The sequence below is a fragment of the Knoellia tibetensis genome (assembly GCF_048606415.1).
In the GTDB taxonomy this organism is placed as follows: domain Bacteria; phylum Actinomycetota; class Actinomycetes; order Actinomycetales; family Dermatophilaceae; genus Knoellia; species Knoellia tibetensis.
In genome coordinates, this window is sequence record NZ_JBMBWF010000001.1 from 18,647 (window position 1) to 43,167 (window position 24,521).

The following is a 24,521-nucleotide window of genomic DNA, read 5'->3' on the forward strand; positions in this document are numbered from 1 at the left end:
GGGCAGTGGTGGACGCCGTGCGCCCGGTCGGCCGGGGCTCAGGCAGGCGTCACCGCACCCGAGGGCACGGTAAATCGGCGCACGGCACGGGGGGTGCGGGAGCCTGCGGCGGGCGACATGGGGCCAGCCTATCGCGCGGGCGCCGAGCGTCGCCGTCGGGTTTGGGCGGCCACGGCCCCGAGGACGGCGACGACGAGGCCGACGGCCGCCGGCGCGACGAAGCCACCGGCTCCCCCCGCCCGGTCGATGGCCACCCCGGCGAACGGGGCCCCGAGCGCACCGCCGAGGGTGAGCGCGGACCCGTGCCACCCCATCGCCTCGCCCCGCGCGGAGGCCGGCACCATGCGGCTCGCCTGGTCGACGCTCGCCGTGATCGTGGGCGCACAGAACAGGCCGGCGACGAACCCGAGCCCGCCGAGGGCGAGCGACCCACCGGCGAGCGCCATCGGGAAGGTGACGAGGGCCAGCGCCGCGAGCAGCCAGAAGGTCGAGATCGACCGGCTGAGCCCGCCGTAGACGAGGGCGCCGACGAGCGAGCCGAGACCCCAGAGGGCAAGGACGAGGCCGATCGCCGTCGGCTGGTCGAGCTCGCGCATCCGCGCCACGATCCCGAGGTCGGTCCCGGACAGGACGAACGTCGCGCACGACGCCGCGAGGCAGACGGCCAGGAAGGGCAGACCGAACCAGTCCGACCGTCGCGGCCGCCCGGCCTCGTCGGCCTCGTCGGCCTCCCCCCGCAGCACGGGGTCGACGAGCCAGAGGATCGCGCCGCCCACGACACCGAGCATCTGGATGACGAAGAGCACCCACCGGGTGTCCCAGTGCGCCGCCGCCCAGATCGACACCGCGGGACCGACGATGAACGAGATCTCGACGGCGACCGAGTCGAGCGAGATCGCCGTGCGGCGCTCCGTCGGCGGGACGGCCGCGATGACCGCCTGCCGGATGATAGAGAACGTCGGGATGACGAAGAGACCGGCGACCCCGGCGAGGACGAGCAGCGGCAGGTAGCCCACCCACGGCGCGACCGACCAGCAGACGAGGGCGACGAGCGTGGACGGCAGGACGACCCTCCGCAGCCCGATGCGGTCGAGGAGCCGGCCGCGCCACGGTCCGCTCACGGCGATGGCCACGGTGGCAACGGCCGCGAGGAGGCCCGCCGCGGCATACGACTCCTCGAGCGTCGTGACGACGTGCACGGTGAGCAGCACGCCCGCCGAGAAGACCGGGATCCGCACGAACGCCCCGAGCACGAGGGCCGACCGCAGACCAGGGCTGGCGAGAGCGGCGCGGTAGGGCGCCACCGACACGACCGACACGACTCTCCTCCCGGCCGCACACCCCTGGCACCGCCCGAAGGCAAGGGTAGGTCGTCCCCTGGCTCCCCCGGCGACGCGTCCTCCCGGGGCCCACCGGAACGGAGCGACCGGACCGAGCGGCTAGACCATCTCCCCCGGGAAGAACGCCCGCACGACCGCCCCGCCACCGGGTGCGTCGTCGATCTCAGCCCACCCGCCGTGGGCCTCGACGACACCGCGCACGATGTAGAGGCCGAGCCCCGTGCCACCGCCGCTCGGCCCGTGCCAGAAGCGGCTGAAGACCGCTCGGCGCTGCTCCGACGGGATGCCGGTGCCGTCGTCGCTCACGCTGAGCATGACACCGGGACCGGTCGGCCCCTCCCACGGCGCCGCCTCGAGGGTGACGCTGGCTGCGCGGTGGCGCACGGCGTTCTCGAGGAGGTTGGCGAGCACCTGGTCGAGCCGGTCGGGGTCGGCATAGATCTCCTCGGCCCCCTCGGCGACGGTGACCGTGAAGTCCTGCGCGTCCTGCCCGGCGTTGACGTGCCGCTCGACGTGGCGGGTGAGGATGTCGCGCGTCACGAGCGGCACCTCGTGGATGCGCAGCCGGCCGGCGTCGATCCGCGAGACGTCGAGCAGGTCGGTGATGAGCCGGGTGAGGCGGTCGGCGTCGGCGTCGATGGCCTCGAGCATCGTCAGCCGCTGCTCCTCGGTGAACTGCGACCAGCGGCGGCGCAGCGTCGAGGTGAAGCCCTTGACGCCGGTGAGCGGCGAGCGCAGCTCGTGGGCGATCGTCGAGATGAGGGCCGCGTGGTCGAGCTCGGCCCGTCGCCGGCCCTCGGCGTCGCGGAGCGAGACGAGGACGGCGGTGAGCGGCCCGGCCCGCCCGCTGCGGAGGTAGCGAGCCGTGACGAGCAGCTCGAGCCCGCTCGGCAGCTGGAGCAGCTTCTCGCGGTGGCCGGTGCGGGTACGCAGGCCGTTCCACGGGTCGGTCATCGCCCACCAGGACTCGCCGTTGCGGGTCTCGAGCGGCAGCGCCTCACGGATGTCCTGTCCGACGAAGGTGTCCGCCGGGAGCCGCAGCATCTGCGCCGCGCGCGGGTTGACCGACGTGATGACCCCGTCGGCGCCGGCTGCGACGAGCCCGTCGGGGAGCATCGCGGCGGCGGCCGCGGCGACCGGGTCCGGCACGGTGAGGACGTCAGCGACGGGTGGCGTCTTCGGGTCCATGACCACATCCCACCACGTCAGGGCCGGCGAGTCGCCCCAGATGACGCAGCGAGGCACACTGTGGCGGCCATCGCGAGGTTGAGCGACTCGACCCGCTCCGAGATCGGGACGCGGACGACGTCGGTGCAGCGGTCGCGGATCTCGGCGGGCAGCCCCCACGCCTCGTTGCCCATGACCCACGCGTGCGGGGTGCTCGTGTCGACGTCGGGCAGCAAGGTCTGGCCGACCCCGTCGGCCGCGAACGTGCGTATGCCGGCCGTGGCCAGCGCGTCGAGCGTCGCCACGACGTCGAGGCCGGCGACGACGGGCAGGTGGAAGATCGAGCCCACCGTCGAGCGGACGACCTTGGGCGCGAGGACGTCGACCGAGCCGTCGGTGACGAGGACCGCGTCGGCGCCGAACGCGTCGGCGCCCCGGATGACGGTGCCCGCGTTGCCGGGGTCGCGCACGTTGCTCAGCAGGACGAGCAGCCGCGGACCGGACGCGAGGACGTCGTCGAGGGTGACCGGTCGCGAGGCGACGACGGCGAGCAGCCCCTGCGGGGACTCGGTGTCCGACATCGCCTCGAGGACGGCGTCGTCGGTCTCGTGGACCCGGATCGAGGCAGCGCGGGCCGCGTCGACGAGGTCGGCGTGCCGCTCGAGGGCCGCGGTGGTGACGTAGAGGTCGTCGATGGAGCTGCCGGCATACCGGATCGCCTCGCGCACGCCCTGGGGACCATCGACGACGAAGCGACCGGTCCGCTCACGCACCGAGCGCCGGGAGAGCGATCGCACTGACCTGACCCGATCGGATCGGACGTTCGTCAGCACGGCTCTCCCGGCGCTTCGACAGGACGCAGCTGTGCGTCCCTGGGGTGGCTCAGGCGGAGGCCTTCTCGGCGACCGGCTGCGCGGGGACGTTGGCCTTGGCGACCTCGACGAGGGCGGCGAAGGCGGCCTCGTCGTTGACAGCGAGCTCGGCGAGCATGCGGCGGTCGACCTCGATCTCGGCGGCCTTGAGGCCCTGGATGAGGCGGTTGTAGGTCATGCCGTTGGCGCGAGCCGCAGCGTTGATGCGCTGGATCCACAGACGACGGAAGTCACCCTTGCGGGCGCGACGGTCGCGGTAGGCGTAGCCGAGGGAGTGGGTGACCTGCTCCTTGGCCTTGCGGTAGAGACGGGACCGCTGTCCGCGGTAGCCGCTCGCGCGCTCGAGGACGACCCGGCGCTTCTTCTGGGCGTTGACCGCCCGCTTCACGCGTGCCACGTGAGTACTCCTTGTTCAGTCTTGGACGTTCGGGGTTTCGGCTCAGATGCCGAGAAGCTTCTTGACCTTCTTGACGTCGGCCTTGGAAACGAGGACGTCCTTGGAGAGGGCGCGGGCCTTCTGCGGGGTCTTCTCGTGGAACTTGTGGACGTGACCGGCCTGCTCGCGCATGACCTTCCCGGAACCGGTGACGCGGAAGCGCTTCTTGGTGCCGCTGTGGGTCTTGTTCTTCGGCATGGCTGCCGATCTCCTTCGCTGTCGGTGCTGCTGTGGTGCTGCTGTGCGGAAAACGTGGGGGTCGCGCCCTACTCGGCGGCGACCGTGTCCTCGGCCGGGGCTGCCTCGGTGGAGGCCTCGGCGGGCGCCTCGGGGGCGGCCTCGGCCGGTGCCTCGGCGGGAGCGGCTTCGCTGTCCTTCTTGCGGCGCTGCTCGGCGCGGGCCTCGGACTTCTTCTTCGTCGGCGCCAGGACCATGATCATGTTGCGGCCGTCCTGCTTGGGCGCGGACTCGACCGTGCCCAGCTCGATGACGTCCTCGGCCAGCTTCTGCAGGAGGCGGTAGCCGAGCTCCGGGCGCGACTGCTCGCGGCCACGGAACATGATCGTCACCTTGACCTTGTCACCGCCGCCCAGGAACCGGACGACGTGCCCCTTCTTGGTGGCGTAGTCGTGCGGGTCGATCTTCGGGCGGAGCTTGATCTCCTTGATGACCGTGTTGACCTGGTTCTTGCGTGCTTCCCGGGCCTTCATGGCGGCTTCGTACTTGTACTTGCCGAAGTCCATGAGCTTGGCGACGGGAGGCTTGGCCATCGGAGCCACCTCGACCAGGTCGAGGTCTGCCTCGGCGGCGAGGCGCAGGGCATCCTCGACGCGAACGATGCCGACCTGCTCGCCGTTGGGTCCGACCAACCGCACCTCCGGAACCCGGATGCGGTCGTTGATACGAGGCTCGCTGATGTCATGCTCCTTGAGATCGAGGACGTCGAGTGGTGCGCGCCGGACATGAGAAGGGGCTCCTCGTGCCGCGCACGAGAAGCCCTCATCCGTCCACCGGTGCCACGGCATACACGAATGCCGTGACCGTGGTGGAGAAGAACCCGGCGACCCTGAGGTCGTCGCGGGTGGAAGCGAGCTTCACTTGCGCACCGCGTCCCGAAGGACACAGCCGGTCAGCGCACAAGGTTAGCAGCAGGCCGCCGACGGGCGAAATCGTCGTATGCCGGCCGCCTGCCTGCCGTGGAGGCCGCACCTTCCGATCCGGTCGGGAGGGACGGTCAGCGGATGCGGAAGGCGAGGCCGTCGATGCGCGCCCGGAGCTCGCCGTCGGTGGCGAGCCGCTCCCCCACCCGGGTCGCGACGGCCTGGACCTCGTCGCCGGCGAGGCCTTCGCGCAGCTCGAGGACGACGCCGAGGACGCCCTGGCCTGCTGGGGCACCCTCCTCGACGTGGTGCGAGACGACGTCGGGCTCCTCGGCGACGGCGCGCGCGACGCCGATGGCGACGAACTCGTCGAGGTGCGGCGGCAGCCACGACCGCTCCTGCGCCAGGGCCCACACCATCGAGGGGCGCAGGACCCGGGTCTGCGGGCCGGCCACGTCGACGACGACGACGTCGCAGCGCTCACTCACCGCGGCCTGGCCGGCGCGGGCCGCCGTGACGGGCACGGGGCGGGCGGCGGGGTCCCAGGCGGCGAGGGCGTCGAGGCTGCTGAAGACCGGCAGGGCGCGTTCCCCGTCGGGAGCGACGAGGGTGACCGCGGCCATGCCGGTCTGCTTGTCGACGGTGAGACCGCCCTCGGTGGCCGTCTCGACGGGCTCGGCGACGATCGGCACGAGCAGCCGGGACTCGCGCAGCGCCGCCATGAGGGCGGCGGGGTCCTCGTTCTCAAGGGCCGCGGTCAGCGCCGGAGGAGCCGAGCCGTCGTCGCCCTCGAACCCGGTGAAGACGAGGTCGCGGGTCACGGGCGGCCCGCGACGTCGAGGGCTTCGGGCAGCGTGAACGCGCCGCGGTAGAGCGCCGAACCGGTGATGGCCCCCTCGACGCCCTCGGGGACCATCGTGCGCAGGACGGCGATGTCGTCGAGGGTGGAGACTCCTCCGGAGGCGATGACCGGGCGGTCGGTGCGCCCGCAGACGTCGCGGAGGAGCTCGACGTTGGGTCCGGCGAGCATGCCGTCCTTCTTGACGTCGGTGACGACGTAGCGGGCGCAGCCCTCGCGGTCGAGCCGCTCGAGCGTCTCCCACAGGTCTCCGCCGTCCTGGGTCCAGCCGCGGGCGGCGAGGGTCGTGCCGCGGACGTCGAGCCCGACGGCGATGCGGTCACCGTGCTCGGCGATGGCCGACGCGGTCCACTCGGGGTCCTCGAGCGCGGCCGTGCCGAGGTTGACGCGGCGGCAGCCGGTCGCGAGCGCACGCTCGAGCGTCTCGGCGTCGCGGATGCCGCCGCTCATCTCGACCTGGATGTCGAGGGTGCCGACGATGGAGGCGAGCAGCTCGGCGTTGTCGCCGCGCCCGAACGCGGCGTCGAGGTCGACGAGGTGGAGCCACTCGGCGCCCTGCTCCTGCCACCGCAGGGCGGCCTCGAGCGGCTCGCCGAACTCACCGCCGCTGCCGGCGACCCCCTGGACGAGCTGGACGGCACGGCCTCCGGCGACGTCGACGGCGGGCAGGAGCTGGAGGCGGGGGGAGGTCATGGCACCTTCACGTTCTCGGGGGTGGGGCTCGGGGTGGTTCGGGGGGGCCGGGTCAGAGCGAGCGGACCCAGTTCTCGAGGAGCTGCAGCCCGGCCTCGCCCGACTTCTCGGGGTGGAACTGGGTGGCCGAGAGCGGGCCGTTCTCGACGGCGGCGACGAACCGGTCGCCGTGGGTCGCGGTCGTCACCCTCGGCGCGACGGCCGCGAAGTGCCCGGTGGGCTCGGGCAGCGTCCAGGACCGGACGGCATACGAGTGAACGAAGTAGAAGCGCTCCGACTCGACGCCGGCGAAGAGCGTCGACCCGCTCGGGACGTCGACCTCGGTCCAGCCCATGTGCGGGACGACGGGCGCCTGCAGCCGCTCGACCATCCCGGGCCACTCCGACAGGCCCTGCTGGGCGACGGCGCTGGGCTCGGTCGAGGAGTCGAAGAGCGCCTGCATGCCGACGCAGACGCCGAGCACGGGCCGCCCGCCGGAGAGACGGACGTCGATGATGCGGGGAGCGTCGGCGGCACGCATCCCGCGCACGCACGCGTGGAAGTTGCCGACGCCGGGCAGCAGCAGCCCGTGGGCGTCGAGCGCGCGCTGGCGGTCTGCGGTGAGCTCGACCGTGGCGCCGACACGCTCGAGGGCCCGGACCGCGCTGTGGACGTTGCCGCTGCCGTGGTCGAGGACGACGACCCTGCGCCCACTCATAGGTCCTGCTCCGCTCGGTGGGCCGACTCCTCGGCGACGAGCGCGTCGAAGGCGGCGATGGATCTGGGGCTGGGGTCGACGCGCACGTGGCTCTCGTCGGCACCCTCGCGCAGCAGGTCCTCGCCGGGCAGCCCGAGGAGACGCATGAGGCCGACGAGGACGTCGAGCGGCTCGCCCCCCGGGTCGGCGAAGTGCTCGGTCACCTCTGCCGGGGTCGTGCGCGAGCGGGCGCCCGCGACGTCGACCACGAGGGCCGCCGGGAGCGCGGGCAGGTCGGGGGTTCGGCGCACGCCGACGCCGGGCTCCCACACGAGCCAGCGCTGCTCGAGCCGCCACCCGCGAGTCTGCACGGTGACGACCGCGCAGCCGTCGATGACGAAGAGCCCGATCGCCGGGCGGTGCCGCGTGGGCACGTGCCGGGCCGCGAGGATCTCGAGACCGACGTCGTAGGGCGCGACGGCGCGCGCGCGGGCCTCGGCGAGGCACACGCCGGTCCAGCCCTGGAGGGGGCAGACCCGCACGGCCGCGAGCCCGCGCCGCACCCAGCGCGCGGACGCGGCGGCGCTGCCGCGCACGAGGACGAGCCCGTGCCCGGTCAGCGGGGTCTGGTCGTCGACCATCGGCTCAGAGCGCACCCTTGGCGCTGGGGATGCCGACGACGCGCGGGTCGCGCTCCACCGCCGCACGCAGCGCGCGAGCGACCGCCTTGAACTGGGCCTCGACGACGTGGTGGGGGTCGCGGCCACCGAGGACGCGCACGTGCAGCGCGATGCCGGCGTGGTAGGCGAAGGACTCGAGGACGTGACGGGTGAGCGAACCGATGTAGTTGCCGCCGATGACGGCGTACTCCTGGCCCGTGGGCTCGCCGGTGTGGACGACGTAGGGGCGTCCGGCGACGTCGACGACGGCGTGCACGAGCGCCTCGTCGAGCGGCACCGTGGCGTCGCCGAAGCGGGAGATGCCGCTCTTGTCCCCGAGGGCCTCGCGGAGCGCGTCGCCGAGGACGATCGCGACGTCCTCGACCGTGTGGTGCGCGTCGACGTCGACGTCACCGGTCGCCTTGACCCGCAGGTCGATGAGTGAGTGCTTGGCGAAGGACAGGAGCATGTGGTCGTAGAAGCGGACCCCGGTGCTCACCTCGCCGACCCCGGTGCCGTCGAGGTCGAGGGTGAGCTCGACGCTGGACTCCGAGGTGGATCGCGTCAGCGTCGCGGTGCGGTTGCTAGTCACGGCTGTCCTTCCAGGTGGTCGGGCCCGAGCGCGGCGACGGCGTCGAGGAACGCGGTCGTCTCCTCCGGGGTCCCGGCGGTCACACGAAGATAGTGGTCGATCCCGACGTCACGGACGAGAACCCCCCGGTCGAGCAGGGCCCGCCACGTCGCGGCGCTGTCGCGCAGCCCTCCGAAGAGGACGAAGTTCGCGTCGCTCGGCACAGGGTCCAGCCCGAGCCCGGGCAGCGACTCGACGATCCGGTCGCGCTGCTCCTTGATGGCGTCGACGGTGCCGAGCATCGTGTCGGCGTGCCGCAGCGCGGCCCGCGCGATGGCCTGTGCCGGCGCGGACAGGTGGTAGGGCATCCGCACGAGGCGGAGGGCGTCGACGAGCTCGGGGTCGGCCGCGAGGTAGCCGAGGCGCCCGCCGGCGAAGGCGAACGCCTTGCTCATCGTCCGGGTGACGACGAGTCGGGGCCGCCCCTCCAGGAGCGTGAGGGCGCTCGGGGTCCCGGCGCGGGCGAACTCGGCGTAGGCCTCGTCGACGACCACGACCGCGCGCGGGGCCGCGTCGTGCACGGCCGTGACGACGTCGAGCGTGAGGGCGGTGCCGGTCGGGTTGTTGGGCGAGCAGAGGAAGACGACGTGGGGGTCATGCCTCTCGACCTGCTCGACGGCCGACTCGACGGAGAGGTCGAACGCTCCCCCGCCGCGACGGTCCTCGGCGCCGACGCCACGCATCCCGTCGACCCACGTCGAGCCGGTCGTCGCCGTGATGATCGGGTGCATCGAGTAGGCCGGGGTGAACCCGAGGGCCTCGCGCCCCTGGCCGCCGAAGGCCTGGAGCAGGTGCAGGAGAACCTCGTTGGACCCGTTGCCGGCCCAGACCTGCTCGGACCGCAGGCGCGTGCCGCTACGCGAGAGGTAGGCGGCGAGGTCGGTCCTCAGGTCCGTGAACTCGCGGTCCGGGTAGCGGTTGAGCCCCGGAGCGACCGCCGCGACGGCGGCGACGATCTCGTCGACGACCTCCGGTGGCACGGCATACGAGCTCTCGTTCGTGTTGAGCGCCACCGGCACGTCGAGCTGGGGCGCGCCGTATGCCGTTCTGCCCCGGAGGTCCTCCCGGAGCAGCTCCTCGATGGCGCTCATCGAAGCTCGGGGAGGCGGGCGATGACGGCGTCCCCGTGCGCGGGCAGGTCCTCGGCCCGCGCGAGGGTGACGACGTGAGCGCCGACGTCGCGCAGCGCCTGCTCGGAGTACTCGACGACGTGGATGCCGCGCAGGAAGGACTGCACCGACAGGCCGCTCGAGTGCGTCGCGCAGCCGCCGGTGGGCAGGACGTGGTTGGAGCCGGCGCAGTAGTCGCCGAGGCTCACCGGCGACCACGTGCCGACGAAGACCGCACCTGCGTTGCGGACCCGCGCGGCGACGACCGCAGCGTCGGCGGTGTGGATCTCGAGGTGCTCGGCGGCATAGGCGTTGACGACGTCGAGGCCGACCTCGACGTCGTCGACGAGCACGACGGCCGACTGGCGCCCGGTGAGCGACTCGGCGACGCGCTCGGCGTGCTTGGTCTCCCCCGCGCGCCGGACGACGGCCGCCTGGACGGCGTCGGCGAGGTCGGGGCTGTCGGTGACGAGCACGGCGGCGGCCAGCGGGTCGTGCTCGGCCTGGCTGATGAGGTCGGCGGCGACGTGCTCGGCGTCGGCGGTGGCGTCCGCGAGGATGGCGATCTCGGTGGGACCGGCCTCGGAGTCGATGCCGATGAGCCCCTTAAGCAGGCGCTTGGCGGCGGCGACCCAGATGTTGCCCGGTCCGGTGACGAGGTTGACCGGGTCGAGCGGCTCGTCGCCGTCGAGGCCGTGGGCGAACGCCGCGACCGCCTGGGCGCCACCCATCGCCCAGACCTCCTCGACGCCGAGCAGCGCGCAGGCGGCGAGGATCGTCGGGTGCGGCCAGCCGTCGTGGTCCTTCTGGGGCGGGCTGGCGACCGCGAGCGAGCCGACCTCGGCGAGGAGCGCCGGGACGACGTTCATGACGACGCTGCTCGGGTAGACGGCGCGGCCACCGGGGACATAGAGGCCGACGCGGTCGACGGGGACCCACCGCTCGCTGACGGTCCCGCCGGGCACGACGGTCGTCGTCGTCTCGGAGCGGCGCTGGTCGGCGTGGACGATGCGGGCGCGGCGGATCGACTCCTCGAGCGCGGCGCGGACGTCGGGGTCGAGCCCAGCGAGGGCCGACGCGACGACGTCCGCAGGGACGCGCAGCGACGTCGGCCGGACACCGTCGAACCGCTCGGAGGCGTCGAGGACGGCCTCGGCACCGCGCGCGGCGACGTCGTCGCAGATGGGACGGACCGTGGCGACGGCGGCCTCGACGTCGAGCTCGGCACGAGGAAGCGTGGCCCGGAGCTCACGGACTCCGGGCGCGCGGCCTCGCAGGTCGAGAACGGGGATCATGCGCCCCAGTCTATTTCGTGCTCCGAGGTGCCCCGGCGGCTGTCCGCCCGCCGACCGTCGGTCAGCCCGGCCTCCACCGGGGCTCGGCCCCGGCGGCGCCGGCTACGCCTCGTAGAACGTCTTCTCGGCAGCGTGCCGAGCCCGGCGGGCGACCCGGCGGTAGCGGTTGGCCAGCTCCTGCCCGGACTTCGGCGGCAGCCCCATGATCCGGGCCATGCCGTCGGCGTCCTTGTGGTCCGACGGCACCGAGTCGACCGCGCGGCCGCGCGAGAGCAGCCCCGCGTTGCGCATCTGGGACGCGAGCCGCCAGGCCTCTTCGAGGGCCACCGCGTCCTCGGCATCGACGAAGCCCGCGGCCCGAGCGGCCTCGAGCGCTCCCATCGTCGAGGTCGTCCGCAGCGCCTCGTGGTCGTGCGCGTGCTGGAGCTGGATGAGCTGGATCGTCCACTCGACGTCGCTGAGCCCGCCGTGACCCAGCTTGAAGTGGGTCTTGCGGTCGGCGCCGCGCGGCAGCCGCTCGGACTCCATCCGGGCCTTGAGTGTGCGGATCTCGCGGACCTGCTTGGCGTCGAGCCCGCCCTCGGGCCAGCGGAGGGGGTCGATGAGCTCGACGAACGCGGCGCCCAGGTCGGGGTCGCCGGCGACGGGGGCGGCGCGCAGCAGCGCCTGCGCCTCCCAGACCAGCGACCAGCGCTCGTAGTAGGCGCGGTAGGACTCGAGCGAGCGGGTGAGCGGACCGTTCTTGCCCTCGGGCCGGAGGCCGGCGTCGACCTCGAGCCGCGGGTCGGGAGCGGCGACGCCGAGGAGGCGGATGAGCTCCTTGACGACCTCGAGCGCCTGCTCCTGGGCCGCCCGCGAGTCCGCGCCCTCGACGGGGTCGTGGACGAAGAGCACGTCGGCGTCGCTGCCGAAGGACGACTCCCCGCCCCCGAGCCGGCCCATGCCGACGACGACGTGACGGCTCAGCGGCGGCTTGCCGCTCTGCTCCTCGACGTTCGCGAGGACCACCTCGAGGGTGACGTCGACGAGGGCGCCGTTGAGGTCGGCGAGTGCGCGACCGAGCTCGTCGAGCCCCACCTGCCCGAGCAGCGAGGCGACCGCGAGCCGGAAGAGCTCGGAGCGCCGCACGGCACGCGCGGCGAGCACCGCCGGCTGCGGCTCGTCCTTGCGCTTGGCGGCTGCTCGCATCCGGCCCTGCACCTCGTCGCGGGTCCGGGGACGCAGCCCGCCCGAGTCGCCGAGGAACTGCACCGACTCCGGCCCCTGCTCGAGCAGCTCCGCGGCGTAGCGGCTGCGACCGAGGGTGTGCGCGAGCCGCTCGGCGGCGCTGCCCTCGTCGCGGAGCAGCCGCAGGAACCACGGCGTCGTGCCGAGCTCGTCGCTGATCCGGCGGAAGGCGAGCAGCCCTGCGTCCGGGTCGGCCTCGTCGGCGAACCAGCCGAGCATGACCGGCAGGAGCTGGCGCTGGATCGCGGCCCGCCGACTCACGCCGTCGGTGAGCGCCTCGAGGTGGCGCAGGGCGCCCTTGGGGTCGCGGAAACCGAGGGCGGCGAGCCGCTCGCGGGCCGCCTCGGGGGTGAGCCGCACCTCGTCGGGCCCGAGCCGGGCGACCGCCGAGAGCAGCGGGCGGTAGAAGATCCGCTGGTGCAGCCGGCGCACCTCCCGCGCGGCGGTGCGCCACTGGCTGACGACCGCCTCCTCCGGGTCACGCTGGTGCCCGAGCGCGCGGCCGAGACAGCGCAGGTCGGACGAGGACGTCGGCATGAGGTGTGTGCGCCGCAGCCGGTGCAGCTGGATGCGGTGCTCGAGCGTGCGAAGGAGCCGGTATGCCGTGGCGAGGGTCTGCGCGTCCTCGCGCCCGACGTAACCGCCCTGGGAGAGGGCGGCGAGCGCCGTGAGGGTGGTCCCGGAACGCAGCGACCGGTCGGCCCGGCCGTGGACGAGCTGGAGCAGCTGGACGCTGAACTCGATGTCGCGCAGGCCCCCGGGTCCGAGCTTGAGCTGGCGATCGGCCTCGCCGGCGGGCACGTTGTCCTCGACCCGGCGGCGCATCGCCTGCACGTCCTCGACGAAGTTCTCGCGACCGGCCGCCTGCCAGACGAACGGTGCGACCGCCTCGACGTAGGCACGGCCGAGGGCACGGTCGCCCGCCACGGGGCGGGCCTTGAGCAGGGCCTGGAACTCCCACGTCTTGGCCCACCGCTCGTAGTAGGACACGTGCGAGTCGAGGGTCCGCACGAGCGGGCCGTTCTTGCCCTCAGGGCGCAGGGCGGGGTCGACCTGCCACAGCGAGCCGGCGGTCGTCGCGCTCGAGCAGATGCGGATGAGCCGGGTCGCGAGGTCGGTGGCGACCGCGAGCGCGGCGTCCTCGTCGGCGCCGTCGGTGCCTTCGGCCGGCTCGGCGACGAAGATGACGTCGACGTCGCTGATGTAGTTGAGCTCGCGCCCACCCGTCTTGCCCATGCCGATGACGGCGAAGCGGCAGCGGTCGGCGGCGTCACCGACCTGGGCCCGGGCGACGACGAGCGCGGCCTCGAGCGCCGCCTCTGCGAGGTCCGCCAACGACGCCGCGACCTCGGGCAGCCGCGCCTGGGGGTCGGGCCGGGCGACGTCGAGCGCGGCGATGCCCAGGAGCTGCCGGCGGTACTCCAGCCGCAGGGCGTCCTCGGGCGTCACGCCGGCGGCGGGCTCGCGGACGGCCCCGGTGAGCAGCTCGATCCGCTCCTCGACCTCGAGCGGGAAGGCCTCGGCGACGGACGTCCAGTGCTCGGGCCGGGCGACGAGGTGGTCCCCCAGCGCCGTCGAAGACCCGAGCACCGCGAGCAGCCGGTCGCGGGCACGACCCGGCTCGCGCAGCGCCGCGACGAGGTCGTCACGGAACGCGTCGTGCGCCGGCGCCGCCACGGCGTCGAGGAGCCGGACGAGGGCGAGCAGCGCCTGGTCGGGGTCGGCGACCCTCGACAACGACACCGCGAGCCCGTCGGACTCGACGCGCTCCCTGTCCTTGATGAGCGGCGCCAGCGACCGGTCCCGGAGCAGCGTGTCCGCGCGGCGGGGGTCGGAGAAGCCGAGCCGGGTGAGGTCCCCCGGGAGGGACGGCATACGGGCGGTCATGGTGCGCGCCTCACAGGCGCGGGAGGTACCGATCGAGCTCGAACGCGGTCACCTGGCCGCGGTAGTCGGCCCACTCGGCACGCTTGTTGCGCAGGAAGAAGTCGAAGGTGTGCTCGCCGAGGGTCTCGGCGACGAGCTCGCTCTCCTCCATGACCTCGATGGCCTCGCTGAGCGACGCGGGCAGCGGCTTGATGCCCATCGCCTTGCGCTCGGAGTCGGTGAGCCCCCAGACGTCGTCCTCGGTCTCGGGGGCGAGCTCGTAGCCCTCCTCGATGCCCTTGAGCCCGGCGGCGAGGAGGACGGCGAAGGCGAGGTAGGGGTTGCACGCGGAGTCGACCGAGCGCACCTCGACCCGGCTGCTCTGGCCCTTGTTGGGCTTGTACATCGGGACGCGCACCATGGCCGAGCGGTTGTTGTGGCCCCAGGTGAGGTGCGCCGGGGCCTCGCCGCCACCCCAGAGCCGCTTGTAGCTGTTGACCCACTGGTTGGTGACCGCGGTGATCTCGGCTCCGTGGTGGAGCAGGCCGGCGATGAACTGCCGCCCGGTCCTGCTCAGCTGGTAGGGCGCGCCCGCCTCGTAGAAGGCGTTGCTGTCGCCGTCGAAGAGCGACATGTGGGTGTGCATGCCGGAGCCGGGGTGGTCGGCGAGCGGCTTCGGCATGAAGGAGGCGTAGATGCCCTGCTCGAGCGCGACCTCCTTGATGACCGTCCGGAAGGTCATGATGTTGTCGGCCGTCGAGAGCGCGTCGGCGTAGCGCAGGTCGATCTCGTTCTGGCCGGGGGCGCCCTCGTGATGGCTGAACTCGACGCTGATGCCCATCGACTCGAGCATCGTGATCGCGGCCCGGCGGAAGTCCTGTGCGGTGCCGTGCGGCACGTGGTCGAAGTAGCCGGCCTGGTCGATCGGGGTCGGGGTCTCCCCCGGGCGCCAGCCCTTCTCGAAGAGGAAGAACTCGATCTCGGGGTGGGTGTAGAAGGTGAATCCCTGGTCGGCGGCGCGGGCGAGGGTGCGCTGGAGGACGTGGCGCGGGTCGGCCATGCTCGGCGACCCGTCGGGCAGGGTGATGTCGCAGAACATGCGGGCGGTGCCGGGGCTCTCACCACGCCACGGAAGGACCTGGAACGTCGAGGGGTCGGGCTTGGCGAGCATGTCGGCCTCGTAGACCCGCGCGAAGCCCTCGATGACCGAGCCGTCGAAGCCGATCCCCTCGGCGAACGCCCCCTCGAGCTCGGCCGGCGCCACGGCGACGGACTTGAGCGCACCGAGCACGTCGGTGAACCAGAGGCGGACGAAGCGGATGTCCCGCTCCTCGATGGTGCGGAGCACGAACTCCTGCTGACGGTCCATGCTCGGCATCCTATGGGGCGGGACGGCAAGGGCCCCGGAGCATCTCGCTCCGGGGCCCTTGTCTCGCAGTGTGGGTCAGCTCAGGGAGGCTGCACCCACCCTTCTTCGGTCAGGTCACTTGAAGGAGACCTGCACCTGCAGCTGGTTGCCGTCGGCGCTGGACTTGTTGACCTTCATCACGGTGCCGGAGCCCGCGACCTTGACCGAGCTCGACGGATTCTTCGCGTCCCAGTAGCGGTTCGGGTCCGAGTCGTCGAAGGTCGGGATGCCGGCCGAGGACTTCACGGTCGAGGGGACGCCGTTGCGGTGGAAGGTGACCTCGTCGGTGCGCTCGAGGCCGAAGGTGGCGTCGAACGGCTGACGACGGTTGCCGAGCAGGTAGCCACCGGGGAAGGTGACCGGCGCCGGGCGGGCGTCGACCGGGAGGGACTGGCCGCCACCCGGGTGGGCGGAGGTGTTGTTGTCGCCGAACTCACCGTCGACGTACCAGACGAGCATGCCGTTCTGGTAGGGGAAGCGCTCCACCCAGTCGGGCTTGGTGTTCGAGAACCCGAAGTTGTACGGACCCGTCTTGAGCGTCGAGTCGTAGCCGGTGTAGTTGCGGTTCTCCGCGAGGTAGTAGTGGCTGACGACCTCGGAGGTCGAGCCACCCATGCGGGTGAAGCCGTTGGCGGTCCAGCCGTTGTCGCCGGACTCGACGTCGTCGGACAGGACGGTCGCGCCGTCAGCGGTCACGGTGATGTCGTCGAGGAACGCGCCCTCGTAGTGCAGACCACCGTCGGTCGCGTAGCGGAAGCGGAACTGGACGTTCTTGCCGGCGTAGGCGCCGAGGTCGAACGACTTCTGCGTCCAGCCGGACAGGCCCTCGTTGCCCTCGGGTCCGTCGATCGGCGTGCCGACCTGGTTCCACGTCGAGCCACCGTCGGTGCTGACCTCGCCGTAGAGGTAGTCGTAGTCGACCTCGATGTTGTACTGCATCCAGGCCGCGACGGAGGCGGAGGTCTTGCCGGTGAGGTCGATCGAGCGGGTCAGGGTGTTCTGGAGGCCGTCGGCCGCACCGCTCCACCACTCGGTCGCGCCGGAGCGCGGCGTGTTGTAGTCCTCGGTGACCGTCTTGTCGGGCAGCGGGACCGCGATGGCCTGGAAGTCGGACTTGCTCGCCGGCTTGTCGGCCGGGCCGAGGTTGACCGTCATCTTCTGGCCGAAGGGGACGACCTTGTAGTCGAGCCAGCCGAGCTGGAGCTTCTCGAGCGGACCCATGTAGCCCGGCTTCGAGCCGATGTCGACGGTGCCGTCGTTGAGCCACGAGCCACCGGACATGAGCGTCCAGAAGCCGGTGCCGTTGTCGCCACCCTGGGTGTCGTAGTAGTCCGGCAGGCCGAGGTCGTGGCCGAACTCGTGCGTGAAGACGCCGAGGCCGCCGTTCTCGGGCTCGGTGGTGTAGTCACCGATCCAGATGCCGGAGCTGCCGAGCTGGACACCGCCGGCCTTGTTCTGCTCCGGGCCGGTCTTGCCGATGTTGGTGGAGTAGGCGTACCAGCGGTGGCTCCAGATGGCGTCCTCGCCCTGGGCACCGCCACCGGCCTCCTCGCCCGCACCGGCGTGGATCGCCTGGAAGTGGTCGATGTAGCCGTCCGGCTCGTTGAAGTTGCCGTCGCCGTCGAAGTCGTAGCGGTCGACGCGGTCGAACTGCTCGAGGTAGGTCTTGATCTGGGCGTCGGTCTTGCCGGCGGCCTTCTCGGCGTTGTACCAAGCGGTCGCCGAGTCCTGGATGAACGGCCAGGCGCCCTGGGCGTCGCTGATCTTGTTGCTGCCGTAGCGGGCCTCGTTGTAGGGCACCTTGACCCAGTCGGAGACGTCGCCCTTGGCGAGGAACTTGCCGTTGGACTGCTTGAGGTAGAAGTCCTTGAACGACTCGCCCTCACCGAACATCAGGTCCTGGTAGTGCTGGCGGTCGAAGTCCTCGGTCCACTCGGTCGAGTTGTCGTCGGTCGCGCCACCGTCCCAGTTGCGGTCAGGCTCGGGGATCTGGTTGCGGACCGGGCCCGGGGTGCCACCGGTGGTCGGGTGGATCTGCGTGCCGAACTCGGAGAGGATCGTGAAGATGTCCTCCTCGCGCTCGACGGGGTAGGACACGTAGCGGTCCTGGGCAGCCTTGGAGCCCTTCGCGGCCTTCTTGTTGCCGGCCAGCTTGATGACGCGCTGGCCACCGCGGGTCTCGGTCGTCGCCTCGCCCTTGACGAGCTTGTCGACGGCCTCCTTGCGCAGGGCGCGCGCGGCGTCGCCGAGCGGGTTGGGCAGGTCGTCCTGCTTGTGGGCCTTCGAGGGGCCGTCGGCAGGTGGGGCGGATTCGGTCGCCTGGGCGCCCATGGGCGCAAGGCTCACTACCAACGCCGCGCCAGCAAGGGCGGCGAGGGCACGACTGTGTCGTGTGGTCACTGTTCCTCCGGGTGTGATCGCCAGCCAGGGGTCAGGCGGGCCCATGCAGAGAAACATGTGCAATCCGATTGCACAATGGTTTGTGCGGTTCTTTTTACCTGCCTTTTACCTTCCACGCACGAGGCCTGTCGGGCAGCGCACACCTCCACCTCACCCCTCACGGTCTCTGACAGGATCGCCCCATGAGCGATCAGCCGACTCCCGCCGCGGAGACGACCAACCCCTACGGCACCGGAGCGCAGGCCGCCCCGCAGAAGCGCATCCGCGTCCCCCACCTCCAGAAGATGAAGGAGACCGGGGAGAAGTGGGCGATGCTCACGGCATACGACATGTATGCCGCCGAGATCTTCGACGAGGCAGGCATCCCCGTGCTTCTCGTGGGCGACTCCGCGGGCAACAACGTCTACGGCTTCGAGACGACCGTGCCGGTCACCGTCGACCACCTCGTCCCGCTCTGCCGCGCCGTGACGTCGGCCGCCCGGCACGCCATGGTCGTCGCGGACCTGCCGTTCGGCTCCTACCAGGCGAGCCCGCAGCAGGCCCTCGCCACCGCGACCCGCTTCATGAAGGAGGGCATGGCCCACGCGGTCAAGCTCGAGGGCGGCAAGCCGATGGTCCCCGAGGTCGAGCTGCTCGTGCGCGCCGGCATCCCCGTCATGGGCCACATCGGCTTCACCCCGCAGAGCGAGCACGTCCTCGGCGGCTACCGCGTCCAGGGGCGGGGCGACGGCGCCGACCGGCTCCTCGAGGACGCCCTCGCCCTCGAGCAGGCCGGCTGCTTCGCCGTCGTCATGGAGATGGTGCCCGCGCCGCTCGCGGCCAAGGTCACCGAGGCGCTGCGCATCCCGACGATCGGCATCGGCGCCGGCCCGCACTGTGACGCGCAGGTCCTCGTGTGGCAGGACATGGCCGGGCTCCGGGGCGGCCGCGCCCCGCGCTTCGTCAAGAAGTACCTCGACATGCGCACCGACCTCGGCAACGCCGCCCGCAGCTATGCCGCCGAGGTCGCCTCCGGCACCTTCCCCGCCTCCGAGCACTCCTTCGAGCAGTAGGCGGGAAAGCGAGAACGAGAGGCGGTATGCCGGGTGCGCACCCGGCATACCGCCTCTCGTTCTCGCCTGTGCCGCAAAGGCTCCGGCGGTCAGTCCTCGGAGTTCTCGCCCTCCCAGGCGCGGTCCTCGGCGTCCCACTGCTCGGTCTTCTCGCGGGCGGAGGCGATGGCGTTGCTGGCCTCGGCCTCGGTCTCGTAGGGACCCATGACGTCGTCGTTGCGACTGCGGTTCTCGTCGGTCTCGACCTGCTTGGTCTGGATGTTGTACCAGTACGCCATGTCGTCCTCCTCGGTGTCGCGGTCGGCGCTCTGCCTAGACTCCACCGTATGCCGCTGACGTACGGAAGTGTCGCTCCGGGAGAGGTTTCCGCGCGGCGGCCCGTCCCCTCCTCGATCGAGCGACCGGAGTACGTCGACAAGGCCACGCCGGACAAGAACCTCTCCCCCGAGGTCAAGGACGCCGAGACCATCGAGCTCATGCGGGTCGCGTGCCGGCTGGCGGCGCAGGCGATGGAGGCGGCCGCCGCGGTCATCGCCCCCGGCGTGACGACCGACGAGATCGACCGCGTGGGCCACGAGTTCCTCCTCGACCACGGGGCCTATCCCTCGACCCTGGGCTACCGCGGCTTCCCGAAGTCGCTGTGCACCTCGGTCAACGAGGTCGTGTGCCACGGCATCCCGGACTCGCGCCCGCTCGAGGACGGCGACATCGTCAACATCGACATCACCGCCTACATCGGCGGGGTCCACGGCGACACCGACGCGACCTACCTCTGCGGCGACGTCGACGAGGAGTCCCGGCTGCTCGTCGAGCGGACGCGCGAGGCGATGATGCGCGGCATCAAGGCCGCGGTGCCCGGCCGGCAGGTCAACATCATCGGCCGGGTCATCGAGAGCTATGCCAAGCGGTTCGGCTACGGCGTCGTGCGCGACTTCACCGGTCACGGCATCGGGCGCTCGTTTCACTCCGGGCTCATCATCCCGCACTACGACGCGGCGCCGTCCTACGACACCGTCATCGAGCCCGGCATGACCTTCACCATCGAGCCGATGCTCAACCTCGGCACCGAGGCGTGGGACATGTGGGACGACGAGTGGACCGTCGTCACCCGCGACCGCCGCCGGTCGGCCCAGTTCGAGCACACCATCCTCATCACCGACTCCGGCAACGAGATCCTCACCCTCCCCTGACCGCACCACCGACCCGACGGACGAAGGAGTCCCCATGAGCAAGAAGACCGGTCTGCCACTGGGCATCGACGTGGGCGGGAGCGGCATCAAGGGCGCGCCGGTCGACCTGGCCAAGGGCGAGTTCGCGGCCAAGCGCAAGCGGATCGACACCCCGGAGCGGTCGACGCCCGACGCCGTTGCCGATGTCATCGACCAGATCGTCGACCACTTCGACGACGTCCGCGGCGACTCCCCCATCGGGATCACCGTGCCCGGCGTGGTCACCCACGGCGTCGTCCGCTCGGCGGCCAACATCGACAAGTCGTGGCTCGACTTCGACGCCGAGCCGATGCTCGAGAAGAAGCTCGGCCACGACATCGTCCTCGTCAACGACGCGGACGCGGCCGGTGTCGCCGAGCTCCACTACGGCGCCGCCAAGGGCCAGAAGGGGCTCGTCATCCTCACGACCCTCGGCACCGGCATCGGCACCGCGCTCATCCACAACGGCACGCTCATCCCGAACTCCGAGCTGGGCCACCTCGAGCTCGACGGGTTCGACGCCGAGAAGCGGGCTGCGTCGTCGATCAAGGACGTCGAGGGGCTGAGCTACCCCGAGTGGGCCGAGCGGCTCCAGCGCTACTACAGCCACCTCGAGAACTTGCTCTGGCCCGACCTCATCGTCGTCGGCGGCGGGGTCTCGAAGGACCACGAGGAGTTCCTGCCGCTGCTCGAGCTGCGGACCAGGATCGTGCCCGCGGTGCTCGAGAACAAGGCCGGCATCATCGGCGCCGCCCACCTCGCGCAGGAGTACCACGACTCGCACTGACGCGGCTGGGTCGGGACCGTCACGGTTCGCGAACCGTGACGTGGCTCGCGAGCCTGGTCGAACCGGCTCGCGGGCAGCTCCGTGGTTCGCCAACCGCTCCCTGAGTGGTCAGCGCTGGCGCGCGAGGACCATCGCCTTCTTGGGGACGTTCTTCTCGACCGAGTACTTCGCCTTCTTGCCCGTGGTGAGCTGCTCGGCGTAGCCCATCTTGCTCAGCCGCATGAGGACCACCGGACACGCCTTGCAACGAGGCTTGTCCTTGCAGCACTTCTTCTTCGCGGCGACCTTGGGCACCCGGCGAGAGTAGGTGAGCCTTACCTATCTCTCCAAACCGGGTCCACGACCCGGGCGCGTCGCCGGCGGCCGTCAGCTCGTGGCGAGTTCGACCGCGCCCCGAGCGGCCAGGTCGCGGATCTCCGTGTCGGTGCCGCCCAGGGAGTCGGCCTGCCCGAGGTAGAGCCGGCGGCCCTCGGCGCTGAGCAGCGCGTCGTGGATGGGTACGGCGACCGGCGGGTTGAGCCGCCGGAGGAAGGCGGCCATGTCACGGCTGGCCTGCCACGGGGCGTTGAGCGGGAAGGCGACGACATCGACCTCGCCCGGGTCTCCGTCGAGGCTGTCGCCGGGGTGGTAGATGCTCGCCTCCCCGAGTGCCCGCAGGACGACCCCGACGTTGGGGATCCGTGGGATGTCCTCGTGGATGAGCGCGTGGGTCTCGCCGACGGGGAGGAGCGACACCGGCCCCACCTTCGTCGGCTCCATGCGCACCTCGGCATCGAGGCCGAGGCCCGAGAGCACCTCGGCGCTGCCGGGGTCGGCGAGCAGCCGCGCCGACCTGTTGTGCCCCATGAGGATCGGCAGCCGACGCTGGTCGAGGTGGTCGGCGTGCTGATGGGTGACGACGACGGCGGAGAGGTCGCGCAGCTGCTCGAAGCCCGGCGTCCACCCACCGGGGTCGACCAGGATCCGCTCACCGGCGATCTCGACGAGAAGGCACGCGTGTCCGAGGTGCGTCAGTCTCATGCACTCACCGTATGCCGGGGCCGCGGCGACGGTGGGGCGGACGAGTCAGTCATAAGCCGGGTTCTGTCGCGTGGCCGGTTGCCCGGGTCACGCTGACGGTCATCCATCTCGGACCACTGTTGCCAGTGGCCTCCAGCGCTCTACCCGTGTGCTCGGGCGGGCCGCCCTCGAACGCACACTGTCTGAGCTTGCTCCGGGTGGGGTTTACCTAGCCGGCTCCGTCACCGGAGTCGCTGGTGGTCTCTTACACCACCGTTTCACCCTTGCCGCCCGGCCGGAGCCGGGAGGCGGTCTGTTCTCTGTGGCACTGTCCCGCGGGTCGCCCCGGGTGGCTGTTGGCCACCACCCTGCCCTGTGGAGCCCGGACTTTCCTCGAAGCGGTTGCCCGCGTCGCGACCGTCGGACTGACTCGTCCGCCCGCACATCATACGTGTCGTATGCCGGTCGCTCACGCGACCGTGAAGCGCACCTGCCCGGTCGCGACGTCGGCCGACTCGAGCCGCACGTCGACGGTCGCACCGAGCTCGGCCTCGCCGGTGGCACGAGCGACGACGGGGACGTCGAGGAGCTGGACCTCGAGGGCCTTGTCGTCGCGGTCGACGACGACGGCGGAGAAGCTCTCGCCGACCCTCGGGTGAAGGACGGCGGCCTCCACGGCGTCGGCACACATGCGCTCGGTCGCACCCGCGCGTCGGTCGGACTCCTTCATCGTCTCGGGCAGCGTCGGCAGCGCCTCGCGCACCCACGACGGGACCTCGGCGCCGCTGCTGATCGCCTCGCAGATGACGAGCCCGAAGCGGTCGACGAGGCGACGCAGCGGAGCCGTGACGTGCGCATAGGCGTCGGCCACCGCGGCCTGCTCGACCTGCTCCGGCACGTCGCCGTCGAAGGGCGTGTAGCCGGCACCGCGGAAGAGCGAGGTGGCGTCGTAGATGAGGGCCAGGTGCTTCGGGTTGGTCCGGTCGAGGCTGCGGAGGAAGTCGCCGTAGGACTGCTCGGCGGGCCACGGCGCGCCGAGCGCCTTGGCCTGGCGACGGAAGCGGGCGACGGCGTTGTGCTCGGCCTCGGGCATCGTGCGCAGGATGCCGACGCGCGCGTGGAGCATCATGTCGGCGGCCGCCATGCCGGTGAGGAGCGAGATCTGCGCGTTCCACTCCTCGACGGTGCGTGGGGGCCGGAACTCGAGCGTGAAGTCGCCGTCCTCGCCGAGGTGGACCTCCTGCTCCGGCATCGGCAGGCTCGCGCCGCCACGCAGCTGTTCCTGGCGGATGCGCTTCTCCCCGATCTCGCGCAGCAGCGCCCACCGCTCGTCGTCGGTGCCTGCGTCGACCAGCTCCTGCACCGCGACGTAGTCGAAGCGCTCGACCGAGCGGACCATGGCGCGGTAGACCTCGGCGCTCGTGCCCTCTCCCTCGGCGTCGAGCCGCATGTCCCAGACGAACGCCGGACGCACCTCGCCCGGCAGGAGGCTCGCCGCGCCCTCGCTCATCACCGTCGGGTGCAGCGGCAGCCGCTTGTCCGGGCAGTAGATCGTCTGGCCCCGGCGCCGAGCCTCGGTGTCGACGGCGCCGCCGGGCGCCACGAAGGCCGGGACGTCCGCGATGGCGTAGCGGACGCGGTAGCCGTCACCGTCGCGCTCGAGGTGCATAGCCTGGTCGAGGTCCATCGAGCTCGCCGGGTCGATGGTGAAGAACGGCACCGCCGTCTCGTCGCGCTCCGGCAGGTCGACGGGCGCGGAGACGACCTTTTCGGCCTCGGCCGTCACCTCGGGAGGGAACTCCTCCGCGACCTCCAGCTCGGCACGGATCGCCGCGAAGCGGGCGAGCAGCGCCTCGCGAACGGCTTCGGAGGTGGTGGCGTCGGTCGGCGGGAGGCTGATCTGGCGCTGGCGCATGCCCGTCAACCTACCCAAGCGGTGCCCCACATAGGGTGTCCGCGTGCTCATCCTCCTGCCGCCGTCGGAGTCCAAGGCCAACAGGCGCCGGGGCAGGCCGGCCGACCCGTCCACGTGGTCGTTCCCCGAGCTCGCCGCGACGCGTGCGCTCGTCGCGCGGCACCTGCGCGAGGTGAGCGACTCCCCCACTGCCACAGCCGATCTCGGCGTCTCGCCCGGTCTGTCCGACGAGGTAGCCCGCAACCTCGTCCTCGACTCGGCCCCCGCCACGCCGGCCGCCGAGGTCTACACCGGCGTCCTCTACGACGCGCTCGACCTCGCCTCGATGGACCCCGCGGCACGGCGTCGCGCCAACGCCTGGCTCGTCGTGGTCTCGGCCCTCCACGGCGCCGTGCGTCCCAAGGACCGGATCACGGCCTACCGGCTGTCGATGGACGTCAACCTGCCCGGCCTCGGACCCGTGGCCTCCGCGTGGCGACCGGTCCTCGACGGCGTGCTCGCCCCCGCCGCCGGTCGCGAGGTCGTCGTCGACTGCCGGAGCTCGACGTATGCCGTCGCGTGGACTCCCACGGGCGAGGTCGCCCACCGCTGGGTGCAGGTCCGGGTCCCCGGCGCGAGCCACATGGCCAAGCACACCCGCGGACTCGTCGCCCGCCACCTCTGCGTGACCGGGCAGCGGGTGCGCACCCCGGAGCGGCTCGCCGCGGTCGTCGGTGAGGCGTTCGACGTCGACCTCACCCCGCCCGCCCGTCGCGGGCGGCCGTGGGTGCTCGACGTCACCGCTCGCTGACGCCCCACTGGTTGCGACGTCGCAGAGCTGCG

At 71.9% G+C, this 24,521-nt stretch carries 24 protein-coding genes and 1 other RNA gene; 4 read left to right on the forward strand and 21 right to left on the reverse strand.

Annotated elements, in window-relative coordinates; translation table 11 throughout:
* Positions 1 to 128: 128 nt before the first annotated feature.
* The 16 genes from ACOJV7_RS00095 to ACOJV7_RS00170 all read right to left on the reverse strand — a co-directional run bounded on the left by ACOJV7_RS00095 (position 129) and on the right by ACOJV7_RS00170 (position 17,669).
* Entirely contained in the window at positions 129 to 1,319 is a 1,191-nt protein-coding gene (locus ACOJV7_RS00095) for an MFS transporter (protein WP_420188123.1), read from the reverse strand.
* A 120-nt stretch (positions 1,320 to 1,439) separates the two neighbouring features.
* Positions 1,440 to 2,528: a PAS domain-containing sensor histidine kinase gene (locus ACOJV7_RS00100; RefSeq protein WP_420188124.1), complete on the reverse strand. Its 1,089-nt coding sequence runs from the start codon at positions 2,526 to 2,528 to the stop codon at positions 1,440 to 1,442.
* Between the two features lie 17 nt (positions 2,529 to 2,545).
* Complete coding sequence (locus ACOJV7_RS00105) at positions 2,546 to 3,340, reverse strand: TrmH family RNA methyltransferase (RefSeq protein ID WP_420188125.1); 795 nt, start codon at positions 3,338 to 3,340, stop codon at positions 2,546 to 2,548.
* 49 nt (positions 3,341 to 3,389) lie between these two features.
* Positions 3,390 to 3,776, reverse strand: a complete 387-nt coding sequence (rplT, locus tag ACOJV7_RS00110) for a 50S ribosomal protein L20 (protein WP_035946030.1) — start codon at positions 3,774 to 3,776, stop codon at positions 3,390 to 3,392.
* A 42-nt stretch (positions 3,777 to 3,818) separates the two neighbouring features.
* Entirely contained in the window at positions 3,819 to 4,013 is a 195-nt protein-coding gene (rpmI, locus tag ACOJV7_RS00115) for a 50S ribosomal protein L35 (protein WP_009775194.1), read from the reverse strand.
* A gap of 68 nt (positions 4,014 to 4,081) precedes the next feature.
* Positions 4,082 to 4,690: a translation initiation factor IF-3 gene (gene infC, locus ACOJV7_RS00120; protein ID WP_420188126.1), complete on the reverse strand. Its 609-nt coding sequence runs from the start codon at positions 4,688 to 4,690 to the stop codon at positions 4,082 to 4,084.
* Between the two features lie 359 nt (positions 4,691 to 5,049).
* The gene (locus ACOJV7_RS00125) at positions 5,050 to 5,736 is read right to left on the reverse strand and encodes an SseB family protein (RefSeq protein ID WP_420188127.1); all 687 of its coding nucleotides are present in this window, start codon (positions 5,734 to 5,736) and stop codon (positions 5,050 to 5,052) included.
* A complete protein-coding gene (gene priA / locus ACOJV7_RS00130; RefSeq protein ID WP_420188128.1) occupies positions 5,733 to 6,467 on the reverse strand; it encodes a bifunctional 1-(5-phosphoribosyl)-5-((5-phosphoribosylamino)methylideneamino)imidazole-4-carboxamide isomerase/phosphoribosylanthranilate isomerase PriA in 735 nt (244 codons plus the stop codon). The genes ACOJV7_RS00125 and priA overlap by 4 nt, the downstream gene beginning before the upstream one ends.
* A gap of 52 nt (positions 6,468 to 6,519) precedes the next feature.
* Positions 6,520 to 7,164 (reverse strand): imidazole glycerol phosphate synthase subunit HisH, encoded by a 645-nt coding sequence (hisH, locus tag ACOJV7_RS00135; protein ID WP_420188129.1) that lies wholly within the window; start codon positions 7,162 to 7,164, stop codon positions 6,520 to 6,522.
* Positions 7,161 to 7,784, reverse strand: a complete 624-nt coding sequence (locus ACOJV7_RS00140) for a hypothetical protein (protein ID WP_420188130.1) — start codon at positions 7,782 to 7,784, stop codon at positions 7,161 to 7,163. Before ACOJV7_RS00140 ends, hisH begins: the two co-directional genes overlap by 4 nt.
* Positions 7,785 to 7,788: 4 nt before the next feature.
* A complete protein-coding gene (gene hisB, locus ACOJV7_RS00145; protein ID WP_420188131.1) occupies positions 7,789 to 8,394 on the reverse strand; it encodes an imidazoleglycerol-phosphate dehydratase HisB in 606 nt (201 codons plus the stop codon).
* The gene (locus ACOJV7_RS00150; protein ID WP_420188132.1) at positions 8,391 to 9,524 is read right to left on the reverse strand and encodes a histidinol-phosphate transaminase; all 1,134 of its coding nucleotides are present in this window, start codon (positions 9,522 to 9,524) and stop codon (positions 8,391 to 8,393) included. The genes hisB and ACOJV7_RS00150 overlap by 4 nt, the downstream gene beginning before the upstream one ends.
* Positions 9,521 to 10,837, reverse strand: a complete 1,317-nt coding sequence (gene hisD, locus ACOJV7_RS00155) for a histidinol dehydrogenase (RefSeq protein WP_420188133.1) — start codon at positions 10,835 to 10,837, stop codon at positions 9,521 to 9,523. The genes ACOJV7_RS00150 and hisD overlap by 4 nt, the downstream gene beginning before the upstream one ends.
* A 102-nt stretch (positions 10,838 to 10,939) precedes the next feature.
* A complete protein-coding gene (locus ACOJV7_RS00160; RefSeq protein ID WP_420188134.1) occupies positions 10,940 to 13,951 on the reverse strand; it encodes a bifunctional [glutamine synthetase] adenylyltransferase/[glutamine synthetase]-adenylyl-L-tyrosine phosphorylase in 3,012 nt (1,003 codons plus the stop codon).
* 10 nt (positions 13,952 to 13,961) lie between these two features.
* Positions 13,962 to 15,299: a glutamine synthetase family protein gene (locus ACOJV7_RS00165; protein WP_420188135.1), complete on the reverse strand. Its 1,338-nt coding sequence runs from the start codon at positions 15,297 to 15,299 to the stop codon at positions 13,962 to 13,964.
* A gap of 114 nt (positions 15,300 to 15,413) precedes the next feature.
* On the reverse strand, positions 15,414 to 17,669 hold the full coding sequence (locus ACOJV7_RS00170) for an immune inhibitor A domain-containing protein (RefSeq protein WP_420188136.1): 2,256 nt from the start codon (positions 17,667 to 17,669) through the stop codon (positions 15,414 to 15,416).
* Between the two features lie 251 nt (positions 17,670 to 17,920).
* On the opposite strand from ACOJV7_RS00170, the gene panB reads away from it, so the two are divergent.
* Positions 17,921 to 18,790: a 3-methyl-2-oxobutanoate hydroxymethyltransferase gene (gene panB / locus ACOJV7_RS00175; protein ID WP_420188137.1), complete on the forward strand. Its 870-nt coding sequence runs from the start codon at positions 17,921 to 17,923 to the stop codon at positions 18,788 to 18,790.
* 89 nt (positions 18,791 to 18,879) lie between these two features.
* On the opposite strand, the gene ACOJV7_RS00180 is transcribed toward panB, so the two are convergent.
* The gene (locus ACOJV7_RS00180; RefSeq protein WP_420188138.1) at positions 18,880 to 19,113 is read right to left on the reverse strand and encodes a methionine aminopeptidase; all 234 of its coding nucleotides are present in this window, start codon (positions 19,111 to 19,113) and stop codon (positions 18,880 to 18,882) included.
* Positions 19,114 to 19,116: 3 nt separating this feature from the next.
* On the opposite strand from ACOJV7_RS00180, the gene map reads away from it, so the two are divergent.
* Both map and ppgK read left to right on the forward strand, forming a co-directional pair.
* On the forward strand, positions 19,117 to 19,980 hold the full coding sequence (map, locus tag ACOJV7_RS00185; protein ID WP_420188139.1) for a type I methionyl aminopeptidase: 864 nt from the start codon (positions 19,117 to 19,119) through the stop codon (positions 19,978 to 19,980).
* A 34-nt stretch (positions 19,981 to 20,014) separates the two neighbouring features.
* Positions 20,015 to 20,785, forward strand: coding sequence for a polyphosphate--glucose phosphotransferase (gene ppgK, locus ACOJV7_RS00190; RefSeq protein ID WP_420188140.1), 771 nt, complete (start codon positions 20,015 to 20,017; stop codon positions 20,783 to 20,785).
* 108 nt (positions 20,786 to 20,893) lie between these two features.
* Here ppgK and ACOJV7_RS00195 read toward each other — a convergent pair whose 3' ends face one another.
* From ACOJV7_RS00195 to ACOJV7_RS00210, 4 genes are all read right to left on the reverse strand, one after another.
* Positions 20,894 to 21,079: a hypothetical protein gene (locus tag ACOJV7_RS00195; protein ID WP_420188141.1), complete on the reverse strand. Its 186-nt coding sequence runs from the start codon at positions 21,077 to 21,079 to the stop codon at positions 20,894 to 20,896.
* Positions 21,080 to 21,151: 72 nt separating this feature from the next.
* Entirely contained in the window at positions 21,152 to 21,805 is a 654-nt protein-coding gene (locus ACOJV7_RS00200; protein ID WP_420188142.1) for an MBL fold metallo-hydrolase, read from the reverse strand.
* Positions 21,806 to 21,842: 37 nt separating this feature from the next.
* An RNA gene (rnpB, locus tag ACOJV7_RS00205) (RNase P RNA component class A) lies at positions 21,843 to 22,217 on the reverse strand.
* A 36-nt stretch (positions 22,218 to 22,253) separates the two neighbouring features.
* On the reverse strand, positions 22,254 to 23,699 hold the full coding sequence (locus ACOJV7_RS00210) for an RNB domain-containing ribonuclease (protein WP_420188143.1): 1,446 nt from the start codon (positions 23,697 to 23,699) through the stop codon (positions 22,254 to 22,256).
* A gap of 43 nt (positions 23,700 to 23,742) precedes the next feature.
* On the opposite strand from ACOJV7_RS00210, the gene ACOJV7_RS00215 reads away from it, so the two are divergent.
* Positions 23,743 to 24,489: a YaaA family protein gene (locus ACOJV7_RS00215; RefSeq protein ID WP_420188144.1), complete on the forward strand. Its 747-nt coding sequence runs from the start codon at positions 23,743 to 23,745 to the stop codon at positions 24,487 to 24,489.
* Positions 24,490 to 24,521 lie beyond the last annotated feature (32 nt).

Coding starts and splice junctions, on each gene's coding strand:
- ACOJV7_RS00160 (WP_420188134.1), bottom strand. CDS start 13,951: ATGACCGCCCGTATGCCGTCCCTCCCGGGGGACCTCACCCGGCTCGGC.
- hisD (WP_420188133.1), bottom strand. CDS start 10,837: ATGATCCCCGTTCTCGACCTGCGAGGCCGCGCGCCCGGAGTCCGTGAG.
- panB (WP_420188137.1), top strand. CDS start 17,921: ATGAGCGATCAGCCGACTCCCGCCGCGGAGACGACCAACCCCTACGGC.
- ACOJV7_RS00140 (WP_420188130.1), bottom strand. CDS start 7,784: ATGGTCGACGACCAGACCCCGCTGACCGGGCACGGGCTCGTCCTCGTG.
- rpmI (WP_009775194.1), bottom strand. CDS start 4,013: ATGCCGAAGAACAAGACCCACAGCGGCACCAAGAAGCGCTTCCGCGTC.
- ACOJV7_RS00210 (WP_420188143.1), bottom strand. CDS start 23,699: ATGCGCCAGCGCCAGATCAGCCTCCCGCCGACCGACGCCACCACCTCC.
- ACOJV7_RS00100 (WP_420188124.1), bottom strand. CDS start 2,528: ATGGACCCGAAGACGCCACCCGTCGCTGACGTCCTCACCGTGCCGGAC.
- priA (WP_420188128.1), bottom strand. CDS start 6,467: ATGACCTCCCCCCGCCTCCAGCTCCTGCCCGCCGTCGACGTCGCCGGA.
- hisH (WP_420188129.1), bottom strand. CDS start 7,164: ATGAGTGGGCGCAGGGTCGTCGTCCTCGACCACGGCAGCGGCAACGTC.
- ACOJV7_RS00150 (WP_420188132.1), bottom strand. CDS start 9,524: ATGAGCGCCATCGAGGAGCTGCTCCGGGAGGACCTCCGGGGCAGAACG.
- ACOJV7_RS00170 (WP_420188136.1), bottom strand. CDS start 17,669: ATGGGCGCCCAGGCGACCGAATCCGCCCCACCTGCCGACGGCCCCTCG.
- ppgK (WP_420188140.1), top strand. CDS start 20,015: ATGAGCAAGAAGACCGGTCTGCCACTGGGCATCGACGTGGGCGGGAGC.
- map (WP_420188139.1), top strand. CDS start 19,117: ATGCCGCTGACGTACGGAAGTGTCGCTCCGGGAGAGGTTTCCGCGCGG.
- ACOJV7_RS00200 (WP_420188142.1), bottom strand. CDS start 21,805: ATGAGACTGACGCACCTCGGACACGCGTGCCTTCTCGTCGAGATCGCC.
- ACOJV7_RS00165 (WP_420188135.1), bottom strand. CDS start 15,299: ATGGACCGTCAGCAGGAGTTCGTGCTCCGCACCATCGAGGAGCGGGAC.